The following is a 23,444-nucleotide window of genomic DNA, read 5'->3' on the forward strand; positions in this document are numbered from 1 at the left end:
AGTCCGAGGAAAAGCATAAAGGGGTTAAAGAACAGCTGTTTTACAGGAGGCATTATGTGGTACTTAGGAGTTTAGTTTTTTTTTGGCTTGCTATAGGTATATAAATAACGTTAAAAGTTTTGGATAACCCAATAAAAAATTGTCTTTATGCAAGGGTTATGGACCATGTTTTATACGTTATGGACATTGGTTTTGCTATGGTTTGTTAGGGGTTGGGATATGTTTGGATACCGCTTTTTTTAATGCAACTATATAATTGGGGTCATCCGTGCTAATTTCACGGTTTCCTTCCTGATGGATATTTTCCGGTAAGGTATTGTTATAGGCTATGGCCGGAGTTTCTCCATTCGAGAATAAATAGTTGTTTTTTACGAAGTTGGTCGAGGCTTTGTGAAAACGTAAGGGCGATTTTGCAATATTATAGATAAGGTTGTTTTCCACTAGCACGTCTTTGGTTCCTTCATCTAAAAACATCCCGTTGCTTTCCGCTCTCCCCGCATTCACCGAAATATCATGAATATTATTATCAATCAATTTACTTCCCGGTTGTAGGCCCAACATATAAATTCCCCCACCGTCACTAAGCTTTTGCATTACATGATGAATATGGTTTTCCGCTATGGTATTGTCCCTACAGGGGGTGGGTTCCGGGCTCCACATCCAACCGATGGAAATACCAGTGTAAGGCAGATTATATATTTCATTGTTCTTAAGTATGGTTTCAGCAGTTAAGCCGCACCATATACCCACGGCCCCATAGAATTGCACTCCGCAATCCGAAATATCGCAGTCCTCTACCGTGTTCCCAAGGGCAGCTTGTTGGGGTGCAGCTTTCCACCAGGATTCACCAGAAACGAGTCGGTCTTGTCCCTCGCCTATCATAACTCCATTTCCTGAAATATCCCGGATCCTACAACTTGTGATAGTGCTATTTATCGTTCCAGTTCCTAGCCAAATACCACTTCCTCCCAGGGAAGTGAATTCACAATCTTTAAACCGAATATTGTGGGCCCATGTTGTCCGGATAGCGGCTGGCACCACTGCCCATTCTTTATTGCCCTGTTGCGTATCAAAATTACAGGCCTGTATTCCTGCATAGGTCTGGTTAGGGATATTCCATCTGCAGTGTTTGAATCTAATCCCTTCAAAGCTAATATTGGATATGGGGTTCTGTTCACTGCCCTCCACGGCCAATAAGGATTCCGCCAGTGGCACCTCTATGGATAGTTGGGAAGGTTCCAAGTCCATTGGTAATTTTAAGTAAATTTTGGAGGCTGAAGTATCTAAATACCATTCGTATTCCGCATCCAAAAATTCAATATCATTTTCTAGGTAATAACGAGGATTGGGTTCCCAATTATCTAGATTAAAGAAATTCAAACCTTTTGCCCCGATCGAATCCGAAGCTGTAATAGTGTGGGAGTCCAATGATATATCTTTAATCGGAATTCGCGTTATGGACCAATCGTGTAATACAACCAGTTCTACCTCTCCAGGGATTTTTGGTTGTGGAAAGTCGCCCGTGTGATAAGTAAAGTTGGTTCGTCTATCAGCCCCTACTTCCTTCACCCTAAGATATTCATTGTTGGGATGTCTGGCCCGCATTGCGCGTTTGCCTTTAACGAACAATTCCCGAAAAACCCCAAGATTCTTGGGAACCTCCGAAACCCAGATGCCATCACCTAAATTAGACCAATCCTTGAGTTCCACTGCCCCGGATATTGTAGGACTTGAGCCTTCAACTGCCTTAAATTCGAAGGGAGTACCGCTTTTCTTTATGGTTGAATCTATTACAATGGGATTACTTATGCGGTAGATCCCATCATTAAGCCAAACTACAATTTTCTCAAGTTTATGGGAATCCATGGTTACCAATGCAGCAGTTACCTTACCAAGAGTTTTAAAAGGCCTTTCATAGGTCCCCGAATTGCTGTCGTATCCAGAAGGCGATACATAGATTTCTTTAATTTCCTGTGCCAAGGAAAGGTTGGCCATCAAAATAAAGACAGCAAAAAAAAGTATTTTAAGATGCGATTCTCTTTTCATATTTCTGGCCGTTTTTAATCTCTCTTTCAGATATAATTTGAAGCATCAAATTATTTTTTATACTTAGGTAGAGGTTATTGTTCACTAAGGTTTAAGCCATATTTCTTGCCCTGGTACGGTTTGTATGATCAGTGTATCGCCATCCCAGGTATGGGTTATTTTATCGTCTATGGAAATTTCTTTTTTCTGAAAGGGGTTCTTAAGCTTAACTTCTCCTCCTTTTTCAGAAATGATCTTTACCCATTTTAATTTTCCGTCTTGTTTTTGGGCGGATATTAAAAAGGCACCTTCTGTCCGTAATTTGCTAAAACCAACGTTCTTCCAATCTGGAGGAATAGCGGGAAAAATGCGTACGGTTCCGGTGTGACTTTGTATTAGCATTTCCTGTAGGCCTGCGGCAAAGGCAAAGTTGCCCTCCAAGGTAAACGGCCTATAGGTGAAATTTGATTTTCCGGTACCCGATTGGTCACCGTTAACATGAAAACTATTGGGCAGTACAAAGGAGGTGGCAAAATCCTTCAATGCTTTTACCGCTCCTTCCCCATCATGGGCTCTTGCCTTTAAGTTAGCCAGCCAGCTAAAGGAATATCCTACCCATTGGCTAGAGCCAGTGGAATCCAAGTTGGCAATGGTCTTTTCTATGACCTCCATATCCTTTGATCCATTTGATGGGTCTATCAATCCAAGTGGGTGTATGGCCATTAAATGGGAGAAGTGCCGGTGTGATTCGTTGAATGATAGGCTAGGAGAAAACATAAGTCCCTGTTCATTTACAGCATAATCTGGCCATTCTTTTAGTATAGCTCTCCATTGGTCTGCCTCTTCCTTTAGTCCTAGCTCCATGGCCAGTTCTGCCGCATGGGAATAGGTCCATTTAATCAGGGCAAGGTCAAAATTGGTTATATCGCCAAACCAGGCCTCACGGGAATTATTATGTATTTCAGGGCTGGAACTCAATGGCAGTTTTCTTTTTCCATCCTCCCCCAAAACCGATAATTCGTTAAAATGAATGGCCACCTCCTTGATCCACGGATAGGCCTCGTTTGTAAGGAAATCCTTGTCCATGGAATACCGCCAGTGCAGATAGAAATGTTGCCCCAACCAAGCCCCGACCGTTGGGCCGAAGGAATATTGTATCCAACCCCCCATTGGTTCTCCGGTCAAGGTAGTAACCCCGGGTACGTTAAGTCCGTTAGTGCCGTAGAAATCTTTTGTATATTTTTTAAAAGTAGGTTTGTATTGGGTAAGCCAGTCAATAAATCCTTGTTCCAAATCCAAGTGATTTCCGGAATAGGTAGGCCAATAACTTAATTGTGTATTTAGGTCATGGTGGAAATCGCCTTTCCAAGGAGGTAATTTTCCATTATCAGCGGTCCATACACTTTGCAGGGATATGGGTGGCGCCCCTTGTCTGGCTGCTGAGCCTAATTTGAACATTTCCATATACCATTGGTTTTGCAGAACAGGATCGGGAACCTTGATGGTAGACTTGTTCCAGAAGGTATTCCACCAAGCTATATGACTTTCCATGGAGGATTCAATTCCCTTTTGAAGCGATTTTGTTACCACCTGTTCAGCCGTTTCTTCAGGATCTTTCCCCGAGGTTTGGGAGCTTATGCTCCAACTCCCTTGTAATCCTTTTGGTGTAGGTTTCCACTGGGTGTGCACTTGAAATTTAAAGTCGGACCAACCCTTTTGGTCATAGGTAATAATATGGTCTTTTTGGGTAACCCTACCCCCATCATAATTTAGTCTTCTAAGGTCTTGCCCTGTTACCGGATTATCTGCGCCGGCCTGCTTTACTGAGACATAGGCAGGTGGAATTATGGTGGGGTTCAGATCTCCGCTAATGTTTTCAAAGGTATACCAGCCCAAAGGTTCAGTGGCATGGACAAAGGTTTTAAGTATGGCACCATTCTTCCATTTTACTTCACATATTGCTGAATCCAAATTCAGCTTTACCGATTCTACCTCTCCCAATTCCTTAACGTCGAATTCCAAGGCTCCCCCGGGAATTTTTGAGGGTGCCGGTAATTGGTCATAGGGCACATCATAACGATCCTGTACATTTTTATAGGTATCTTTTTCCCATTGCTCCTTTACCCAATTAAAACCGTAGTTCAAGAAATCTAGATTTTCCATGGGTCGTAAGTCCCAAAGATCAGCTCTGTCCAATGACAATCGGAGTTTCCCGTCATTTTCCCAAACCAAGGCTCCCACAGTTCCGTTTCCCAAGGGAATGGCTTCATCCCAAGTCGTGGCCAATTGATTGAACTTAAGTTTGTATTTGGGAATTCGGTCTAGCTCCACTTTTTTAGGCGTGGAATCGCAACTTGCCATGGAGAGAATTATGGCCAAGATGTACATTGTTTTAGTCGTCATATGTTTTGTTTTATGGCTCAATAAATTACAAACCAAGTACTGCCGTTGGCGGGAATTTCCACTTTTAATTCTACCGAATAATCCCTTGCCAATTCATAGCTTATTCTTTTTCCTTCCTGCTCCTTTATGCTGACTTCATTGGAGTGCCCTGTGTAATAAAGGGGGAGTTTTATAGTTTGGGACAAGGTCTCGTTAGTTGGGTTAAAGAACATTGCAAGTCCCTTTTCATTTAGGTTGGGGTCAACGTGCATAACACCGTCAATTTCCCTTCCATTGGCTCTTTTTAAGTGCACAATGGGAGCGTTGAGAATATGGCGGTACCTTTTGTACCAATCAACCACTTCAATAACGGTCGACTTTGTTTTCTCGGTATCGTACAAGCGGGGGCCCCTATAACAGGCCTGAACTCCCATACCATAGTTTTGCACCATATGGGCCTTATAGACCTCTAAATGGGTGTCCAATGGCTCTATAGTGGCTTCTGCTCCACCACCGTGGTATTCTGTTAGTGGAACAAAGGTCCAACTCATGCTTGGAAGCCTGTCGTAGGTTCCGTCATACATATTTTGTCTCCCTAGCACCAATTGACGTTCTCGGGGTAGGGACCAATTAACTTCCCTATAACCAATTCCATTTTTAGTACTGCCACTAAGATAGTACCAATCCGGGATATTTAGGGAAATCCCTTTTTCGTTGCACCATTTGTAGAAATTGGTAATTCGTTTCCAGGATTTCCATTGGGAATCCTCCAGGCCCTTATGACCTACATGGGTTGTGGAGGCACATAATTGACCGGGGTAAGAACCGTCGTGCTCCAAGAGATCAAAACCGGTTTTTTCAAAGAAGGTCGTTAATTTTTCAAAATAGTCAATTCCCCACTGGCTGTTCAGGCAGGGCGAACTGCCATGAATTACGCCACCTCTTTTCCCCGTTTCCGGATTAATAACATCTACCTCCTCACTGATCCATCTGCTGGACAACAAGGAATATCCACCCAATTCTATACCCTTGGAATGGGCATAATCTGCCAAGGCTTTAAATTTATTTAAATTACTATCGGACAGGTCTTCCATGTTCAGGCCACTGCCAAAACTTAAAATGACCATTTCGTAACCTGTTTCCGCGCATTGATCAATAGCTGCCCTTACTTTATCATCATCAGTGGTGGTCAAATGTAAAAATAAGGGATTTTCTGTAGTCCAAGGGGCTATTAATTTGTACATAGCATTGGTAGAAAGGCCTTTACGCTGCCTATCGTGACTGTCAAAGGGCATTTCCCAGATTCTGAAGGATTCAAAATTGGTACCTGGGGATATGGTTTCATTGGGTCCGATGGGCAATTTACATTCCAATAAACAGGGAGTGGATAATAGATAACTGGCTTGTGAGGTATAACGTGGATCTTTTTCCCAATGCACAACTTTGTTGGCATTTTTCATGGACATGGAATGAAATTCAAAATCGCTTTCCACATGAATGTTGGGGGTCTCCCAACCGTTTTGTTTTTCTACCGCACTTTCGGCCTCCACCATGGCCAGGATTTCACTTTTAAAATTGTTTAAAACAATGGATTTTGATCCACTGTTATCAATGGTGAACCATTTACTGATCAAAGGAATGCCATCATAGATTTCATAATGTACCTTCACTATGAGGTTTTGAAATTCTGGATGGGTATAGGAAAAGCTTATTTGTTTACCTTGGGTCGTACTTTTTGGTTTGGAAGACCATCTTTTGTTTGGCCAGTTTATACGCTCTTGAATTTCATCAATCTTAAAATCGGTAAGTTGAAACGATCCAGCCGGACTCCACATTTGTTCTAGCCACTCCTCTTTTAAATAGCCGTATTCAATCTGTCCGTCCAGACCACCAACCGTATATTCCTGCCCATCTATGGTAAGCATGGCCTCTGGACTAACACCACGGAGCAGTGATTCTCCTGATACAAGATTGGTAAAACCAACCGTAGCACAGTTAGGGGTAAGTCGGAAAGTTCTACTGATCAATCCATTGGAAATTACAATTTCCTTTCCATTGGCCTGTTGATAGACTTGAGATGGAAGATTTATTTTTTCAACCAACCAATCCGTTTTTACTCCTTCTTTATAAATGTTTTGGCCCAGGGGTAATTTTTGTATTAAAGGTTTAATAGTGTTGTTAAAATTGGAATCAACAGTTTTTAATTTATTAATATAGTTGGCATCTACCAATTGTGGTTTAAAATTGGAATAGTTGATGGTTGCATTTGCCCAAACGGCATGGTCACCAGAGACACCATCACCGCTATCCTCTACGCTAAGTTCCATGATCTGAATACCACTTAAGTCTAAATTTACTTGAATGGCCTTGCTTCCTCCCGTAATTTTTTTGCTTTTCCACAACAATTTCCCATCTCCTTTTATTACGAATCTAACACTGCCATTGCCCAAGTTGTCTTCCGAGTTGGCAATACCTACAAATGTTTTATCCGCTTCGTGTTGGGTATAGAATAATTTATTGCCATCACTCAGCGTATTAAATTTCACATTCTGAGGAAAGTCCTGCTTATCCTGAATCCCAACCTGGGCCTTAAATTTTTCACCCTTACCATCCAGAAAAAAGAAGAGCTTACTTCCGGATAAGGTTCCAATGCCATTTTTAAATGATACTCCCCCAATTTGAATCGGGACTCCGGTGATTGCCTTGTTTTTTTGGGCAGACCACCAAGGTTGTTCAGGTTTTTCAATATCCAATTCGGAAAGGCTTATAGTCCCTTTTCCGGCTTGTTGCGAATGGGTGGATATGGAGAAAAAGAGGAATAGGGGTAAATAGATTTTTAGGAATTGCATTGTGATTTATATCTAAATTATGGTGTTCTGTAGGCTCTTAGGTTTCAAGAAAAAATATATCTCAGTAATAGTGGTCTTGTAGTAGCTGGTTGGCTGTAGCTGACTAATGGTTCTTCTCATTGGCGTCTATTTGTTCAAGGTGAAAAATCCACACTTTACACTATTAAAAATATTAACTATTTGTTAAGACTTTGTAAATATATCGACCAATGGCGATTTCGAAAGGCTTAGTAACGGAATAAAGGGAATAGCCTATTGCTTAATTGGTATGTGGTTGACTTTGGAGTCAAGAAAATTGAAATGACCAAGGAATGTTTGGAAAAGCTATGGACAAATAATAGAGGGAATATGTTTTATGGATTCGGCAAGATGATTCTTAATGAACCCGTTAATGTCCCATTGGTCTCCTAATGGTATTTTAGTATTGGTCTTGTATATTGAATAGGGGTGTGGGCCATATTCAGGGGTGATGGTGATAAAGGGACGTTTTTTTTCCAGGGCAGTTTTGATCATTAAACCCCACCATTCGGTAAACAGATTCAACTCCGTTTTATAATTACTGTCCCTAGGGTCAATGACTTGTGGACTCTGGGCCGAACCTACCCTAGCATGGATATGGTGGGTATGTTCAATGGCTTTTTTTACTGCTTTGGGTTGATTTTCCAATAGAGATTCGGCAACGCAACACCAATGGGAAAGGTCGGAGGTTAATTTAAGAAAGGGATGTTCCTCAAGGTAGGGTAAACAGGCATGGGCGGCATAGGAAAAGCGCGAGCGATGGGTTTCATGGGTAATGATTACCCCTGTTTCCAATTCTATTTCATGGGCCGTTTCAATTAGGGCAGAGTTTTGGTGGCGTGTAAAAAAGTCCATTCCGGTATGCGAATTTACGAATAGGGGATTGGTTTCCACTAGATTGTACAAATGCCTTTTGTACTGTTCTTGATGCTTGGTAAAATCTACCTCCTTGGTTTCCCAATGCTGTGCCACAAAATCGAGTTCCAAATCCTTCAGCATGGAACAAATTTCGTTCTTTTTAATACTTTCTAAGGGAAGGTCTATTTCTACGCCCTGATAACCGGCGTTTTTTATCTTGTTTAAAAAAACGGACCACGTTAAATCCGAACTTCCCCAACGGGGATATATAAATTTAATTTGCATGCATTGTATTGTTTTAATTTCTCTGCTTTCTTTCCCCAGTATGGTCTACCCCTTGTTCCCTTTCAAATTCGATCATTTTTTTGGGTCTAAAGTTTAAAATTAATGCTCTTCTTTGAGTTTCGGTAGTGTTGCCCTGGCTAAAGTGAAGCGTAAAACCATCATGAAAAGTACATCCGCCCGGATTTAAAGGAATACTTAAGGCTTTTGAGCTGTCGGTTTCGCAATATAGGGCGCCCCCATTGGGTAGGTTTTTGTGGGGGAGAATGGGTTTGCCCTCTATTTTGGGGATAAACCACATACATCCATTTTCTTCAAACACCTTGTCCAACGCAATCCAACAACTAGCCGATCTTTTATCGGGCATAGCAATCCAATAGGCAGCGTCTTGGTGCCAAGGAGTTGGGGTGTTGGTGTTTGGAGCCTTATTGATCATCATATCAAAATCCAGTTCCATATCCTCTCCTAGTAGATCCTTGGCCCATTGTTCCGCTTTTTTATATGCACTATTATTAATCAGTTCCTGAGCTATGATGCTGGGTCTCATAATTTGGGTTATGCGCTCCACCTTCCTGTCGGCATTATTATCCGCGCCGGCAAGATCACTTCTGAGGTGGGCCGTTTTAGCTTTGTCCTGTAAAAGTGTATCGTATATGGTCCTGAGGGTGTCCACTTCCTCTGGTGTGATTAATTGGTCTATTTTAATAAATCCATCTTTAATGAATTTTAATCTTTTTGTTTCCATGTTGCCGATTTGTGTGGATCAAAGATGTAGTTAAAATACATAAATATCTATCAATTTTGTACTATATTACTTTTTTATACATTTTATGGATAAACCGACTCAAGATAGAAAAGTGTTTAATCTTCAGGATTTTGGAATAAAAAGGGGCTTGGCTTTTGGTCATTACCGATACAAAGAGGCAAAGCCGGGTCTTGAGAGCCATCAGCATGTAGGAGCCTTGGAAATTTGTTATTGTATGAAGGGCCAACAGCACTATAAGATCGGAAACCAATTATTTGAACTTAACGGAAATGATATTTTTGTGGTGCCACCAAACACCATGCACAGTACCGGAGAGTTTCCGGAAGATAAGGGAGAATTATTTTGGATTCAATTTCTTGTAGAGAGCTCAAAAGGTAAATTATGCAATATGCCCAAAAAGCATTCAGATTTCTTGCTCGGTTCACTTTTGGATAAATCACAACATGTTTTCAAGGGCTCGTTTCAACTAAAATTTGTTCTGGAGAAATTGTTCGGTCAGCTGGAGAATTCCGATTCCGTGTTATCGAGAATAATGGTCCATCAGTTGATAACCCAATTATTGTTGGAAACGGTTATACTTTCCAATAAACCCCTGCAAAGTCCGCCGTCCGTAAAGCTGAATCTGCTGGACAGCTTTATTCATAAAAATCTACATAGGATGATTTACGTGGATGAAATGGCGAGTTTGGTGGAAATGTCGACGGGGTACTTTAAGGCTTGGTTTAAGAAGGAAACTGGGATGCCCCCAAAGGAATATGCGAACCGACTAAAGATTGAACAGGCCAAAATGGAATTACTGACCACTAAATCGGTTACTGAAGTGGCATTTGGTCTGGGTTTTGGTTCCTCCCAGTATTTTGCTACCACTTTTAAGAAGTTTACTGGCGCTACACCTAAATCCTATAGAAGGTTGCAAAGGGAATAATGAAACATTAAATTAACTTTGAGGTTACTTCAAAAAAAAAAATCCGGAACCTTGGCGGTATCCGGATTTTTCAAAACTAACTCAACTCAATTTTATCAGGTTTATTTAGAGGAACTTGAAGTAAACCTGAATATTTTAACAATTAACTTCTTATTAAATGAAATCTTATGCAAGATAATTGGTTAGTCCCTTCTAGGCTACCAATTTCCTAACAAACACCGATACTTTTTTTGCACGTTTATCTTTATTGGCTGTTTTGGGGTATATATTTTGAATATTATTTTGAAGAAAGTAGGATTAATATTTTTGAGGCAGCAACCTGCTATTGGAAAGTTTAACGCTTATAAAGTTGGGTTTGGTTAAAACATTCCAAGGGTTCGGGCAGAATTTAAATTACTTATCTGAGGGCCGTATAAAAGACGGTCGTATAAAGCATAATAAACAAAGACACGGGTAGAAATTTCCTGCCCGTGTCTTGTTTAGTTACCTTTTTTATTGAACCTTTTGGGGTTTCAAAAAAAAGCGAATTAAATACTAAAATGCTTTTTCGCCTTTTTGGAATACCTGTTTTAGGTATTCCAAGAGGCGGTATTAATTAGTAACCTGTATTTTGTACTAGGTTAGGATTGTTCTGCATTTCAGATGTTGGTATTGGAAACAAAAGTTCCCTTGCTGTAAGCGCCTTATTTGGTAAGTAAGAGAAGTTATGGCCCACAAAATCTTCCAATGCATTGGTTTCAGTGTTATACGCTTTTCTCCATCTTACCATGTCGTACCATGTCTTGTTTTCAAAACTCAACTCATGAATACGCTCTATTCGTACAGCTTCTCTAAAAGCGTCTTGTGAAAGTCCTGTCAAGCCCACAAGTTCGGCACGATCTCTAACCAGATTTACGGCATCATATGCCTCAGTTGAAGGTCCGCTTTCAGCTTCGTTTGCCGCTTCCGCATACATAAGCAATACATCAGCATAGCGATATAGGCACCAATTCAGGTCTGATTGGGCGCTTCCTTCTTGCGCTGCAATATCAAAATGTTTGAAGATATATGGAGCTCCAAGATTGACACTAGTGCTGCGATCGGCATCTAAAGTATAGCTGTTAAAATAGAATTGCTTTTCTTCCGCCCGTTTGTCTCCCAACTCGTAGGAGTCTACAAAGGCGTTCGTTGAAAAGATACCACCGGTTTGTGCCGAATAGGCCGAAATGCCCAGGTTATATGGCAAAATTCCTGGCTGCCAGTTTCCATCTTGAATACCTGCCGCGAATTGGGTCATAAAGATGTATTCCCCTGTGTTTTTGGTGGCAGGGTCATGCAACTCGTCATAGGTGTCAAAAAGACCAAATTCGTCCGAGTCCATGACCTCTTTAGCCTTGGCGGCGGCAAGCGCGTAATTCTCTGTTTTTTGAAGCGGGTAGCCTGCCATGGTCAAATATACATCTGCCAATAAGGTTTTAACTGCTCCAAGAGAAACTCTGCCAGATAGATCTCTCCAAGCTAGGCCAGCGCTTTCTGCTTCTTTAAGATCGTTGACGATTAGGTCATAGACCGCTTCTGGCGAAGATTGTTCAGGGTACAATTGCTCCGATCCCAAATCTACCGAATTGGTAATGATGGGAATGTTTCCGAACATTCTTACCAAACCAAAATAATAGTAGGCTCTAAAGAATTTGGCTTCGGCCAAATACTTTTGCTTAAGAGCTTCGTCCATATTTATGTCCGGGATTTTTTCAATGGCCAAGTTGGCCCTGGAGATGCCTAAGTAATATCCGGTCCAGTAACTGTTTCCATAACCATTGTCCGAATTGTTAATTAAATCCTTTACCAAGTAAATGTTGGTAGCCTGTCCCAATGAGGTGTTGGCCAAACCTGTGGCAAATTCGAGCATCATCCATGTACCTCCACCAAAACCACTGTTGGTAATTGAGATCAATGGTTCATATGCCCCATTAACGGCACTCTGGGCATGTGCAGCTGTGGTAAAGTAAGTGTCGGTTGTGAAGTTGGATTCATCTTCTTCATCCAAAAAATTACTACATGCCGTTATGCTTGATATTGCGGTTACTACGGCTATAGCTCTTATAAAGTTTTTATAGATTTTCATTTTTTTATCTTTTATATGGTTATAGTCCAACATTTAATCCTAACATAAAGGTTCGAGGTCTTGGATAATCATAAAGAGAGAATCCTTGATCGAAAGCTTGACTTCCATTCGAACTTTCAGGGTCATATCCCGGATATTTCGTTGCTACAAAAAAGTTCTGTACCGAGGTGTATACCCTAAGACGGTTCAAGTGTAAACGCTCCACCAATTCAGGTTTGAAGACATAGGAAAGCATTAAATTTCTTCCTCTTAAAAAGGAACCATCCTTTAATTTCCCTGAATCGTTATTGGTATCATATCCAGCAGCAATTGGTCTTATTTGGGCAATATCGGTATCTTGATTGTCCGGAGTCCATGCATTCAATACGGTCGCGAAGCTATTGGCAATGGTCTGACGGTCTTCAGCAGAGTGTTCGTCACGGTACATTACACTATTACCATATTGAAATTGCAGGTCTACCAGTAGCTCAAGATTGCCATATCTGAAGGTGTTTGAAAAAGTTCCAAAACCGTCGGCAATACCTTTCCCAATGATGGCACGGTCATCACTATTGATGGCCCCATCATTGTTAAGATCACGGTATTTGATATCGCCTGGCAATCTATCATAGATAGCTGCCTGAGCGGCTTCATCGGTGTTCCATGTACCCTCATCAATATATCCGAAGAAAGTACCCACGGGTTCGCCAACACGGATCAATGTGGACCCCAAGAAAATATCGGCACCTCCTGAAAGCGCTTTTACTTCATTTTTATTAATTGAAATATTGAAGTTACTGCTCCATCCAAAAAGGTCATTATCAAAATTGACAGTATTCAAATTAATTTCGATACCCTTGTTTTCCAAACTCCCAACGTTTCTAAATACATTGGTAAAACCACTTGAAGAGGGAACCGGAGCATTGAGGAGCATATCGGAAGTCAACTTTCGGTAAACATCAAGCTCCAACCCTATACGATTATTAAAGAGACCCAATTCAACACCGGCATCTACCTGTTCCGTTTTTTCCCATTTCAAATCAGGATTGGCCATACGACCTGGGACAGTATAGGCGGAGCGGGCGCCATTAAAAATTACCGAACCATTGGACAAGCCGGCTAATCCTTGGTAAGCTGGTAATTCAGAGTTACCTGTTGCACCATAACTAGCTCTAATTTTTAGATTGGAAATGGTTTGGTTATCCGAAAGAAAATCCTCTTCGGAAGCTCTCCAGGCCAATGCAGCTGATGGGAAAAAGGCAAACTGGTTTTCCGGTCCAAATTTAGAGGATCCGTCAGCTCTACCTGTCAGTGTCAACAAATATTTGTTCATGTAGTTATAGTTAACACGCCCAAAATATGAGTTAAGCCCATAAGCAATTTTGCTCGACGTTGGAGTCTGGGGGTTAGACCCTGCACCAAGGTTGTTAAAGCCATAAAAGTCATCGGCAAACCCTCGGGTCGATGCCAGTGAACTGAATTGATCAACATGTTGCCAGGAAAGTCCTGCCATGGCCGTTAGGGAATTATTGCTGTCAAAATCTTTGTTATAGGTCAAATAGTTTTCAAATTGCCAAGAATTATAACGTGAGTTTGAGACACTTGCGGCACCATCGGGCAAGGCAATATATCTTAGGTCCTTACCTCCGTAATAATCATTTCTTTGGTTAATGATATTGGTTCCTACGGTAGTGCGTAATACCAGGTTTTTATTGAATTCAATATTTCCGTAGAAGCTGCCCAAAACAGTTTGGGTCTTGAGGTAATATCTACGATCGTTTGCAACGGCCACTGGGCTTCCGCCACCTTCCATTCCTGGATAGTCTATATTGGATCCCCAAGTACCATCCTCATAACGGACCGGTATAATAGGTAGGGCCTCATAAACTTGACGCATTGTGGTGATACCTCCACCTCCAAGTTGATCTACTTGCTTTTCGTCTTGGTCATTGTAGCTCAGGCTACCTCCAACTTTTAACCAGTCGTTAACCTCGGTATCCAAAGTAAATCTACCTGAATAACGCTTCAGCCATGATTCCACAATAAGTCCTTCTTCATCTCTAAAGCCCATAAACAGTCCAAAATTGGATTTTTGGTTACCACCTGTAAATGAAAGTTGGTGATTTTGGGTAATAGCGTCCCTAATAGCTTCATCTTGCCAATCGGTATCATAAAGTGGGTTGCCACTGGCATCAAAGAGTCTAGGGTCGGTTCTCTTCAATCTAGGGTCGGTATATCTTCCACCAGCCCATCCTTCCGGGTCAAATTTTTCAGCATTGGCATATGCGATTTCCTCAACACGAAGAAACTCTTCAGAATTTAAAAGATCAAGTTTTTTAGGTAAGGTTCCTATGCTGAAATCCACATCATAATTAAGTCGGGTTTCACCAGAAGTGGTTCCTTTTTTGGTAGATACTAAAATTACACCATTGGCACCTCTGGCACCGTATATAGCAGTCGCGGAAGCATCTTTTAAAACTTCAATGGATGCTATATCATTAGGGTTCAGATAATCTATTGGGGTACTACCGTTAGATAATCCGGTCGCATTAAGGATTACACCGTCTATTACATAGAGTGGTGTATTGGCGATACTTACCGAGGTATTACCACGGATTCTTACTACGGTTCTTCCTCCTGGTCGTCCAGAACCGGAAGTGATGTTTACACCTGCTACCTTACCGGCCATGGCCTGGTTCAAGGAAGCTGCCGGTCTTTCCGCCAATTCTTCTGACTTAATGGAGCCCACAGCACCGGTAAGGTCACTTTTCTTCTGTGTACCATATCCGATCAATACTACCTCATCCAATCCTGCAGCACTCTCTTCCAAACTAACGGAAATAGAGGATTGTCCATTAAGAGGCACTTCTTTTGATGCAAATCCAATATAGCTTACCACCAAGGTTGCATTTTCATTGGCTACATCAAGTGTAAAGTTACCGTCAAAATCTGCAGTAACCCCATTGGTAGTTCCTTTTTCCACTATGTTTGCCCCAGGTAAGGGGTTGCCATCCGCATCGGAAATAGTTCCGCTTACGGTATTTTGGTCAACAGTATTCTTAATTGGAACAACGGATTTATCCAATTTTCCAGTATTTAAGATAATCTGCTTGTTCTTAACGGTGAAATAAACATCCGTTGCTTCAAATATTCTGTCCAGAATATTTGAAATAGGTTCTTTCTTCACATTTACGGAAACAGTTCTCTTTAAATTCACCTTTTCGTGGTTGTACAAAAACCTAAAATCCGAAAGGGATTCTATTTCCTCAAAAACCTGTTGAACGCTTACGTTGTTTAGGTTTAATGAGATTTTTGTATTCTGTCCATAGGTATTGGCCTGAATTTTAAATAGAGAAACTATTAATAATAAGGTCGTTAGTTTCATCTTTAAATGATGTTTGCTTAGCCAATCCGAATGGAAAGGCCCTACTAAATTTAATTTTTTCATACTTTTGTAAAGGTTTGGTGATTAAACATTTCGTTTGTTTATATCACTTTCTTATGCCGGGGAATGCGCCAACATTTTCCGGTTTTTTTGTAAAAGTGATACGTCTAGTGCTCATGTTCTCAGTTAGTTTTCATTGGCATCTTCTTTTGGGTTAATATTAGTATCGAGTATTATAATTTTGGAACCTTCATGTAGATACTCAAAGGGAGTGTCTTCTTTAAAGGCTTCCAAGATCTCTTCTATAGTCTCATTTCTAAATGTTGCTGTGTATATCTGATTTTCCAGTTTCCCGCTTCTATCTTCTATGGTAATGTTGAAATGACGTTCCAATTTTGATCTAATGCTATGAAAAGGGGAGGCCTTGAATAAAAGATAGCCATCTTTCCATGCCGTATAAATGTTTGTATCCACTTCTTTAATGGTCATGGTATTGTTGACCTTGTTCCATGCCGCCCTTTGACCCGGTATCAGTTGGGATGAAGTATTTGTATTTGTGTCGGCCCCTTCTTTGTATAGGACTACGGCCCCTTCTACCAACACGGTGCTGATGTCCTCATCTTCCGGATAGAACGATAGGTTAAATTGGGTGCCCAATACCCTTATGTTCATTTCGTCCGCATTTACTATAAAGGGGTGTGCCTTATCTGTGGTAACGTCAAAGAATGCTTCACCTTTTAAATAGACTTTTCGGTCTTGTCCCTTAAGGAAACGCACCGGATATTTAATGGAGCTTCCGGAATTTAACTTTACTTTGGTGCCATCGGACAGAACCAGGTCGAATTGTCGCCCAAGGGGTATATTTAGAGTGTTGTAAACCAATTGGTCTGGAGCTTCATCGGCGGTATATTGCAAAGTATTTCCCTGCTGTGAAGCAACTAAATTTCCGTTTGTAGTGGTAATTTTCCGCTCGCCGTTCTCGGAAATGGTTTCAATCGTGCCATTGGCCAATTGCAAAGTAATTTCGCCAGAATTCGGGTTGCTTTCAAGAGTAATTGGTGCGGTGGATGTCCCTACTGTATTTTGGTTATAAAGGTAAACACCCACGAGCAACAAGAAGGTTGCTGCAATACCGGACCAAAATCCAATATTTGCGCTTTGAAAAAATGGTCTAGCTTTTTTTTTATTTTCAATGTTCTCTATTTTAAAGAGTATTTTCTGTAATAAAACTTCAGAATCACCTTTTATTCTTTTTTTAATGGGCAGGTTTCCTGTCTTTACATTTTCCCAATGTCTGGCCAATATGCCATTCTTAACGTCATCCAGATCGGAACTATTAATAAGCTCCATTAAACAATCCAATTCCTTTTCGGAAATGGTATTGTCCACCAATTTCTGGAAGAGCTTATCCAATTTGTTCTCGTTGTGCATCTATAGTATTTTGATAACCGTATTATGGGCTGTATAAGTAATACACCTCAAAAATGCAAAAGTCCCAAATTAGGAGTGTTTTTTTTACGAAATAGATAAATTATCCCGTAATCAGGAGGATTGTTAGAAAAAAATATACGGTGTCCATCATGTGTGGCTTTAATTCTGTCCTGATAATTTGTAGGGTTTTCCAGAGATGGTTTTTCACTGTTTTCTGCGTTATTCCCAAAAGATCTGCTATTTCCTCATTGCTTTTTCCCTGTTGTTTGGACAAAATGAAAATGCTGCGTTTTTGAGTGGGAATATTTTCTAGGATATCGTTTACCAAATCCTCATATTCGGCAAGTAGGATACTATTTTCCGTTTCTTCGTTTAATGAAGTAATGTTTTTATAGTATTCCTTTTTTAAGGATTCTTGGCAGGCAATACTCCTTAGGTAGTTGTATGCTGAATTTCTCGCAATAGTAAAGATAAAGGCATCAAAAGAATGACTTACATCAATGGTTTCTTTTTTTGTCCAAATCTTTATAAATACTTCTTGTAGTATTTCCTCGGAGGCATAATCCGACTTCGTAATGGAATGTATGAAATAATACAACCTTTTTTCATACAGTTCAAATATGGTCTTGAATGCCGCTCTGTTTCCTTTTATCAAGGAAGCAATCAATTGGTCTAAGGTTTTTCCTGACATTTCGCAAGCATTTAAATGATTTGAGTTTTGTTTAGAATAAGGTAAGGTAGGTTATTTCCTAGAAAAAAATAACCTCTTAAAGCTAACATTCGAAAATAAGAGGTATTTTCTTTCATTTCAACTAAAAATTACACATTTAGCAATACTTTTTTTGCCAATTCTTTGTCCGTATAAAAAAAGATGTATATTTAAAATCTCAAATACGCCTTTTGTTATTTATTTTTTATGAAATTACACCTTCTTAATAGGGCCAGTTTACAGAACAGTTCCTTTACAGTTACGCATAACAAATATTCCCATTTTTTAAAAATTTGGCATTATCACCCGGAATTGGAATTGGTTTATATTGCAAAAAGTACAGGAACCCGATTTATTGGAGACGGAATTGAGAAATTTTCCGAAGGTGATATCGTTTTGATCGGTAAAAACCTACCACATATGTGGCTTAATGATGAGGTTTATTTTGAGGCTGATTCGGGCTTGGTTTCGGAGGCAATTGCCATACATTTTAAGGAAGATTTTTTAGGGCTGGAATTTCTAAATGCCATAGAAATGAAACCAATACTGCAATTGATCAAAAGGGCTGCCCAAGGAATTAAATTTTCCAATATTGATTCTAAGCTTATTGAAAAAATTAAAAAACTCCATAACCACGAACCTTTTGATAAAACAATAAAGCTTATTCAGATTTTGTACAAATTGGCAAATCATGAGGAGTATCAGCTATTGTCAAGTCCAGGGTTTTTAAATTCCTTTAACAAGACGGACAATAAAGGTTTGGATGAAATTTATGAGTTTGTCTTTAAAAATTTCAATCAACCTATCGGCTCCAAAGATGTGGCGGAGATAGCCAAAATGAATCCTTCTGCCTTTAGCAGGTTTTTTAAACGTATCCACAGAAAGACATTTACCCGTTATTTAAACGAAATACGAATTGGGTATGCCTGTAAATTGTTGATAGAGAATAAGAATAACATTACACCCGTGTGCTATGAATCCGGGTTTAACAACATTTCAAATTTTAACCGACATTTTAAGTCCATAACTGGGATGTCGCCCTCCGATTATATTAAACTTCATACTCAAAATTGACAAATATCTTAATATTGGCAAAAAAAGTATCGAAAATGGTGTTTCTTGTGGTTGTTATAGACAAGGTTTGGGGTTAGTTTTGTTTTGATTAATATTATAAATAATGAACAGCAAAATTATAATTACGGATGTTCTGGTTAAAGACGTCCGATTTCCTACCAGCAAGTCACTGGATGGATCAGATGCAATGAATCCGGATCCGGACTATTCCGCGGCCTATGTAATACTGAAGACCAACCATCCAGACGGACTGGAGGGGCACGGATTGACCTTTACAATTGGTAGGGGAAATGAATTATGTGCAGCGGCCATTCATTCATTGGCGCCCTTGGTAAAAGGAAAATCTTTGGAGAGTTTTACTGCAAATATGGGGGCATTTTGGAAGATGATCACCGGGGACAGTCAATTGCGTTGGTTGGGTCCTGAAAAAGGAGTGATTCATTTGGCTACAGGTGCTGTGGTCAACGCCGTTTGGGATCTTTATGCCAAAGTTGAAAAGAAACCTTTGTGGAAACTATTGGCGGACATGACACCTGAAGAATTGGTTTCTTGTATAGATTTTACTTACATTACAGATGCAATTACCCCTGCGGAGGCTTTGGAACTTCTTAAGGGTAAAGCTGCCTCCAAACAGGAGCGCATAGACCATCTTTTAAAGGAAGGATATCCTGCATATACGACTTCTGCCGGCTGGCTTGGTTATTCTGATGAAAAAATGAGGAGACTATGCAAAGAAGCCAAGGCCTCTGGTTTTAAGCATATGAAAATAAAAGTAGGGTCGGATTTAAAGGATGATATGCGGCGTGCGGCAATAATCCGTGAGGAGATCGGTAACGACTTGAAACTGATGATGGATGCCAACCAGAAATGGGATGTGGATGAGGCTATTGCCAATATGGCCGAGCTTAAGAAGTTTGATCCATGGTGGATCGAGGAGCCGACCAGTCCGGACGATATTTTGGGCCATGCAAAAATTGCAAAGGCCGTTCATCCTATTAAAGTGGCCACAGGAGAACACTGTCAGAACAGGGTTGTATTTAAACAATTAATGCAGGCCGACGCCATTGGTATCTGTCAGATAGATAGCTGCAGGGTAGGAGGGGTAAATGAAATATTGGCCATTCTTTTAATGGCAGCAAAGTTCAATATTCCTGTTTGTCCACATGCAGGAGGAGTTGGTCTCTGTGAATATGTGCAACACCTGTCTATGATAGATTATATTGCCATAAGCGGTTCTTTGGAGAATAGAATAATAGAATATGTGGATCATTTGCACGAACATTTTTATGACCCTGTGGTAATAAGAAATGGGGCCTATATGCCGCCGTCCATGTCCGGTTATAGCATCACTATGAAAGAGCAATCTTTGGAAGACTATAGTTTTCCGGATGGTGTAATTTGGAAGGATGAAGTAATGGCCAAATAGTAGGGAAAAAAGTATAATAGTAAATAAGATAAATAATCTAAAGAATAATATGTCACTTTTTAGTCTAGAAAATAAAACAGCGGTTGTTACCGGTGGTGCCAGTGGTATTGGTGAAGCTATTTCCAAAGCGTTTGCCCGCCAAGGTGCCCATGTGCATATCTTGGAATTTAATGTGGAAAATGGAGAACGTGTTGTTGGGGAAATAGAAGCTAAAGGCGGAAAGGCCAATTTTCACGCTTGCGATGTTTCCAATAATGCACAGGTAGCCAAAATAATTTCCACTATAGGTGCCCAGAGTTATATCAATATTTTGGTAAACAATGCAGGAATAGCCCATGTGGGGAACTTGGAAGGAACCGCCGTAGATGATATGGATCGCATTTATAATGTAAATATCAAAGGGGTTTATAATTGTATGCATTCCGTGATCACCAAGATGAAGGAGAAAGGAGGGGTCATTTTAAATATGGCTTCCATTGCCTCCTCTGTTGGTATTTCGGACAGATTTGCCTACTCCATGTCCAAGGGAGCGGTGCTTACTATGACCTATTCTGTGGCCAAGGATTATTTGGATCAAGGTATTCGCTGCAATAGTATTTCCCCGGCACGAATCCATACGCCATTTGTAGACGGATTTATAAAGAAGAACTACCCTGGTAAGGAAGCGGAAATGTTCGAGAAATTATCCAAATCCCAACCTATCGGAAGGATGGGCAAACCTGAGGAAGTGGCTAATTTGGCGGTTTATCTCTGCTCGGACGAGGCCTCTTTTATTACAGGAACCGATTTTCCTATTGATGGAGGGTATATAAAATTAAACGGATAGGTTAACTGAAAACCTGTTTTTGGACCAATTTAAAAATGGAACTAAATGTCAATTTGATGTTTAGTTCCATTTTATGAAACCAGTAACGCCTGCTTTGGGAATATTCGGAATGATTTCAAACAACAATTCTTAATGAATAAAATAGTTCAATTCGTAGCCATAATGTGTCTTTTGGCGGCTTGTTCCCAGAAATCGGAGCCAAATGCCTTGGTGATGCCAGTGTCCAATACCTTTGAAGTCCAGGATATGGAAAGTAAGGATTCCATTTTGCTTAAGGCGGCCCATGTGGTGCCTACAGCTAATCAGTATGAGGCGCTGCAAAACGAGTTTATAGCGTTTATTCATTTTGGCCCCAATACCTTTACCAGAATGGAGTGGGGAAATGGGATGGAAGATCCCAAAATATTCGACCTCCAGAATTTGGATACGGATCAATGGTGCAAGGCCATGAAGGATGCAGGTATGAAAATGGTGATATTTACCGCCAAGCACCACGATGGTTTTGTGTTATGGCAAAGTCGCTATACGGAACATGGGGTAATGTCCTCGCCATTTAAGGAAGGAAAGGGGGATGTTCTAAAGGAGTTGTCCGAATCCTGTAAAAAATATGGACTAAAATTGGGGGTGTACCTTTCCCCTGCAGATCTGTTCCAAATAGAAAACAAGGAAGGCCTTTATGGAAACTTAAGCGAGTATACGGAAAGAACCATTCCGAGACCGGTGGAAGGCAGACCATTTGAAAATAAGACTACATTCACTTTTAAAGTGGACGATTACAATGAATATTTTTTAAACCAGCTCTTTGAACTGCTTACCGAATACGGACCTATCCATGAAGTTTGGTTCGATGGTGCCCACCCTAAAAGAAAAGGCGGCCAGACCTACAACTATTTGGCATGGAAAGAATTGATAAGGGCTTTGGCGCCAAAGGCGGTAATCTTCGGAAAAGAGGATATTCGTTGGTGCGGCAATGAGGCTGGTAAAACCAGGGATACGGAATGGAATGTAATTCCCTATTTGGAAGACCCTGACCAGATGAACAGCTTTGCAGATTTGACCGAGGAATCCTTAGGAAGTAGGGAAGATCTTTATAAGGGCAAATTTCTTCATTACCAACAGGCGGAAACCAATACTTCTATCCGTGAGGGGTGGTTTTATAGGGATGACACTGATCAGAAAGTCCGAAGTACAGACGATGTATTCGATATTTATGAAAGATCCGTAGGGGGTAATTCTACTTTCCTTCTCAATATTCCACCTAATAGGGATGGTAAATTTTCACCTGCCGATGTCTCCGTATTGGAAGAGGTTGGTGCAAGGATCAACGAAACCTATGGTTCTAATTTGCTGTCCGGAGCTAACGGGCCTAAAGAGGTTTTGGATGATGACCTGTCTACTTTTAAATTGATGGGCCAGGGAGCTCAAGAGATGGTCATTGAAACCAATGTTCCGATTACTATAAACAGATTGGCCATTCAGGAAGCAATTAACACCCACAGTGAGCGTGTGGAAAAGCATGCTTTGGATGCTTGGGTAGACAATGCCTGGAAAGAAATTGCCACGGCCACCAATATAGGTTATAAGCGAATTTTACGTTTCCCGGAAGTTACTACCCAAAAATTGCGCATTAGAATCTTGGAATCCCGGTTTTATCCGGCTATTGCAAGCGTATCCGCCCATTATTATAAGGCAAGGCCACCACAGCTCAGTATTGAAAGATCGGTAGAAGGGGCAGTAACCATATCCCCCAAAAAGGACAGCTTTGGTTGGAAACCGCACGGAGAAGATGTAGCCGGAAACATAAATTCTGGTTACAACATTCGCTTTACTACCGATGGTAGCGAACCTACTGCGGCTTCAGAAATTTATCATCTGCCCTTTAATATTCCTTCGGGTGAGGTGAAGGCGGTATCAGAAGTAAATGGAAAATTGGGGAGTGTTGCCTCGCAGCTTTTCGGAATCGTAAAAAAGGATTGGAAGCCCCTAGGGGAAGAAAGAATTAAGGGGGAACATTCTGCTTTAAACGCCTTCGATGGTGATCCCGAAACCTACTGGAGCTCCGTTGAAAAATCTGGGCCGCACTTCATCAATATAGATCTCGGGAAGGAATATACCGTGAGTGGATTCACATACACCCCCCAAACTTCTTCGTCCGAAGGGATGATAGAAAAGGGTGTTGTTAGGATAAGTGCAGATGGAAAAACCTGGAAAAATGTTGAAGATTTCCAGTTTGGAAACTTAATAAACGATCCAACCACTAGGACCCATATGTTCAAGTCCAAGATCAATGCCCGATATATTGGGATTGAATCTAAAGTGATTGCCGGAAACGGTAAAACCGCGGCCATTGCGGAATTGGATTTTTTATTGGATTAATAATTTGAATACGATTTCTTTTTTTAAAT

At 40.7% G+C, this 23,444-nt stretch carries 14 protein-coding genes; 5 read left to right on the forward strand and 9 right to left on the reverse strand.

Annotated features, from left to right (window positions below):
• Positions 1–195: 195 nt before the first annotated feature.
• From KO529_RS10225 to KO529_RS10245, 5 genes are all read right to left on the reverse strand, one after another.
• Complete coding sequence (locus KO529_RS10225) at positions 196–2,046, reverse strand: right-handed parallel beta-helix repeat-containing protein (RefSeq protein WP_215947794.1); 1,851 nt, start codon at positions 2,044–2,046, stop codon at positions 196–198.
• A gap of 84 nt (positions 2,047–2,130) precedes the next feature.
• Positions 2,131–4,428, reverse strand: a complete 2,298-nt coding sequence (locus KO529_RS10230) for a glycosyl hydrolase family 95 catalytic domain-containing protein (RefSeq protein WP_215947795.1) — start codon at positions 4,426–4,428, stop codon at positions 2,131–2,133.
• 17 nt (positions 4,429–4,445) lie between these two features.
• Complete coding sequence (locus KO529_RS10235) at positions 4,446–7,256, reverse strand: NPCBM/NEW2 domain-containing protein (protein ID WP_215947796.1); 2,811 nt, start codon at positions 7,254–7,256, stop codon at positions 4,446–4,448.
• A 324-nt stretch (positions 7,257–7,580) separates the two neighbouring features.
• A complete protein-coding gene (locus tag KO529_RS10240) occupies positions 7,581–8,417 on the reverse strand; it encodes a sugar phosphate isomerase/epimerase family protein (protein ID WP_215947797.1) in 837 nt (278 codons plus the stop codon).
• Positions 8,418–8,430: 13 nt separating this feature from the next.
• Entirely contained in the window at positions 8,431–9,159 is a 729-nt protein-coding gene (locus KO529_RS10245) for a phytanoyl-CoA dioxygenase family protein (RefSeq protein ID WP_215947798.1), read from the reverse strand.
• Positions 9,160–9,244: 85 nt separating this feature from the next.
• On the opposite strand from KO529_RS10245, the gene KO529_RS10250 reads away from it, so the two are divergent.
• Positions 9,245–10,105, forward strand: coding sequence for an AraC family transcriptional regulator (locus KO529_RS10250; RefSeq protein WP_215947799.1), 861 nt, complete (start codon positions 9,245–9,247; stop codon positions 10,103–10,105).
• A gap of 595 nt (positions 10,106–10,700) precedes the next feature.
• Here the strand turns inward: KO529_RS10250 and KO529_RS10255 are convergent.
• The 4 genes from KO529_RS10255 to KO529_RS10270 form a co-directional block, all read right to left on the reverse strand.
• Positions 10,701–12,209 (reverse strand): RagB/SusD family nutrient uptake outer membrane protein, encoded by a 1,509-nt coding sequence (locus KO529_RS10255; RefSeq protein WP_252734366.1) that lies wholly within the window; start codon positions 12,207–12,209, stop codon positions 10,701–10,703.
• 19 nt (positions 12,210–12,228) lie between these two features.
• A complete protein-coding gene (locus KO529_RS10260; protein ID WP_215947800.1) occupies positions 12,229–15,636 on the reverse strand; it encodes a TonB-dependent receptor in 3,408 nt (1,135 codons plus the stop codon).
• A gap of 123 nt (positions 15,637–15,759) precedes the next feature.
• Positions 15,760–17,004, reverse strand: coding sequence for a FecR family protein (locus tag KO529_RS10265; protein WP_215947801.1), 1,245 nt, complete (start codon positions 17,002–17,004; stop codon positions 15,760–15,762).
• Positions 17,005–17,104: 100 nt separating this feature from the next.
• Positions 17,105–17,695: an RNA polymerase sigma factor gene (locus KO529_RS10270; protein WP_215947802.1), complete on the reverse strand. Its 591-nt coding sequence runs from the start codon at positions 17,693–17,695 to the stop codon at positions 17,105–17,107.
• Between the two features lie 225 nt (positions 17,696–17,920).
• On the opposite strand from KO529_RS10270, the gene KO529_RS10275 reads away from it, so the two are divergent.
• The 4 genes from KO529_RS10275 to KO529_RS10290 all read left to right on the forward strand — a co-directional run bounded on the left by KO529_RS10275 (position 17,921) and on the right by KO529_RS10290 (position 23,415).
• Positions 17,921–18,787, forward strand: coding sequence for an AraC family transcriptional regulator (locus KO529_RS10275; protein ID WP_215947803.1), 867 nt, complete (start codon positions 17,921–17,923; stop codon positions 18,785–18,787).
• A gap of 103 nt (positions 18,788–18,890) precedes the next feature.
• On the forward strand, positions 18,891–20,213 hold the full coding sequence (locus KO529_RS10280) for an L-fuconate dehydratase (RefSeq protein WP_215947804.1): 1,323 nt from the start codon (positions 18,891–18,893) through the stop codon (positions 20,211–20,213).
• A gap of 49 nt (positions 20,214–20,262) precedes the next feature.
• On the forward strand, positions 20,263–21,039 hold the full coding sequence (locus KO529_RS10285; RefSeq protein WP_215947805.1) for an SDR family NAD(P)-dependent oxidoreductase: 777 nt from the start codon (positions 20,263–20,265) through the stop codon (positions 21,037–21,039).
• 213 nt (positions 21,040–21,252) lie between these two features.
• The gene (locus tag KO529_RS10290) at positions 21,253–23,415 is read left to right on the forward strand and encodes an alpha-L-fucosidase (RefSeq protein WP_436835200.1); all 2,163 of its coding nucleotides are present in this window, start codon (positions 21,253–21,255) and stop codon (positions 23,413–23,415) included.
• The last annotated feature ends 29 nt before the right edge of the window (positions 23,416–23,444 follow it).

The organism is Arenibacter algicola (assembly GCF_018860365.1).
Lineage (GTDB): Bacteria > Bacteroidota > Bacteroidia > Flavobacteriales > Flavobacteriaceae > Arenibacter > Arenibacter algicola_B.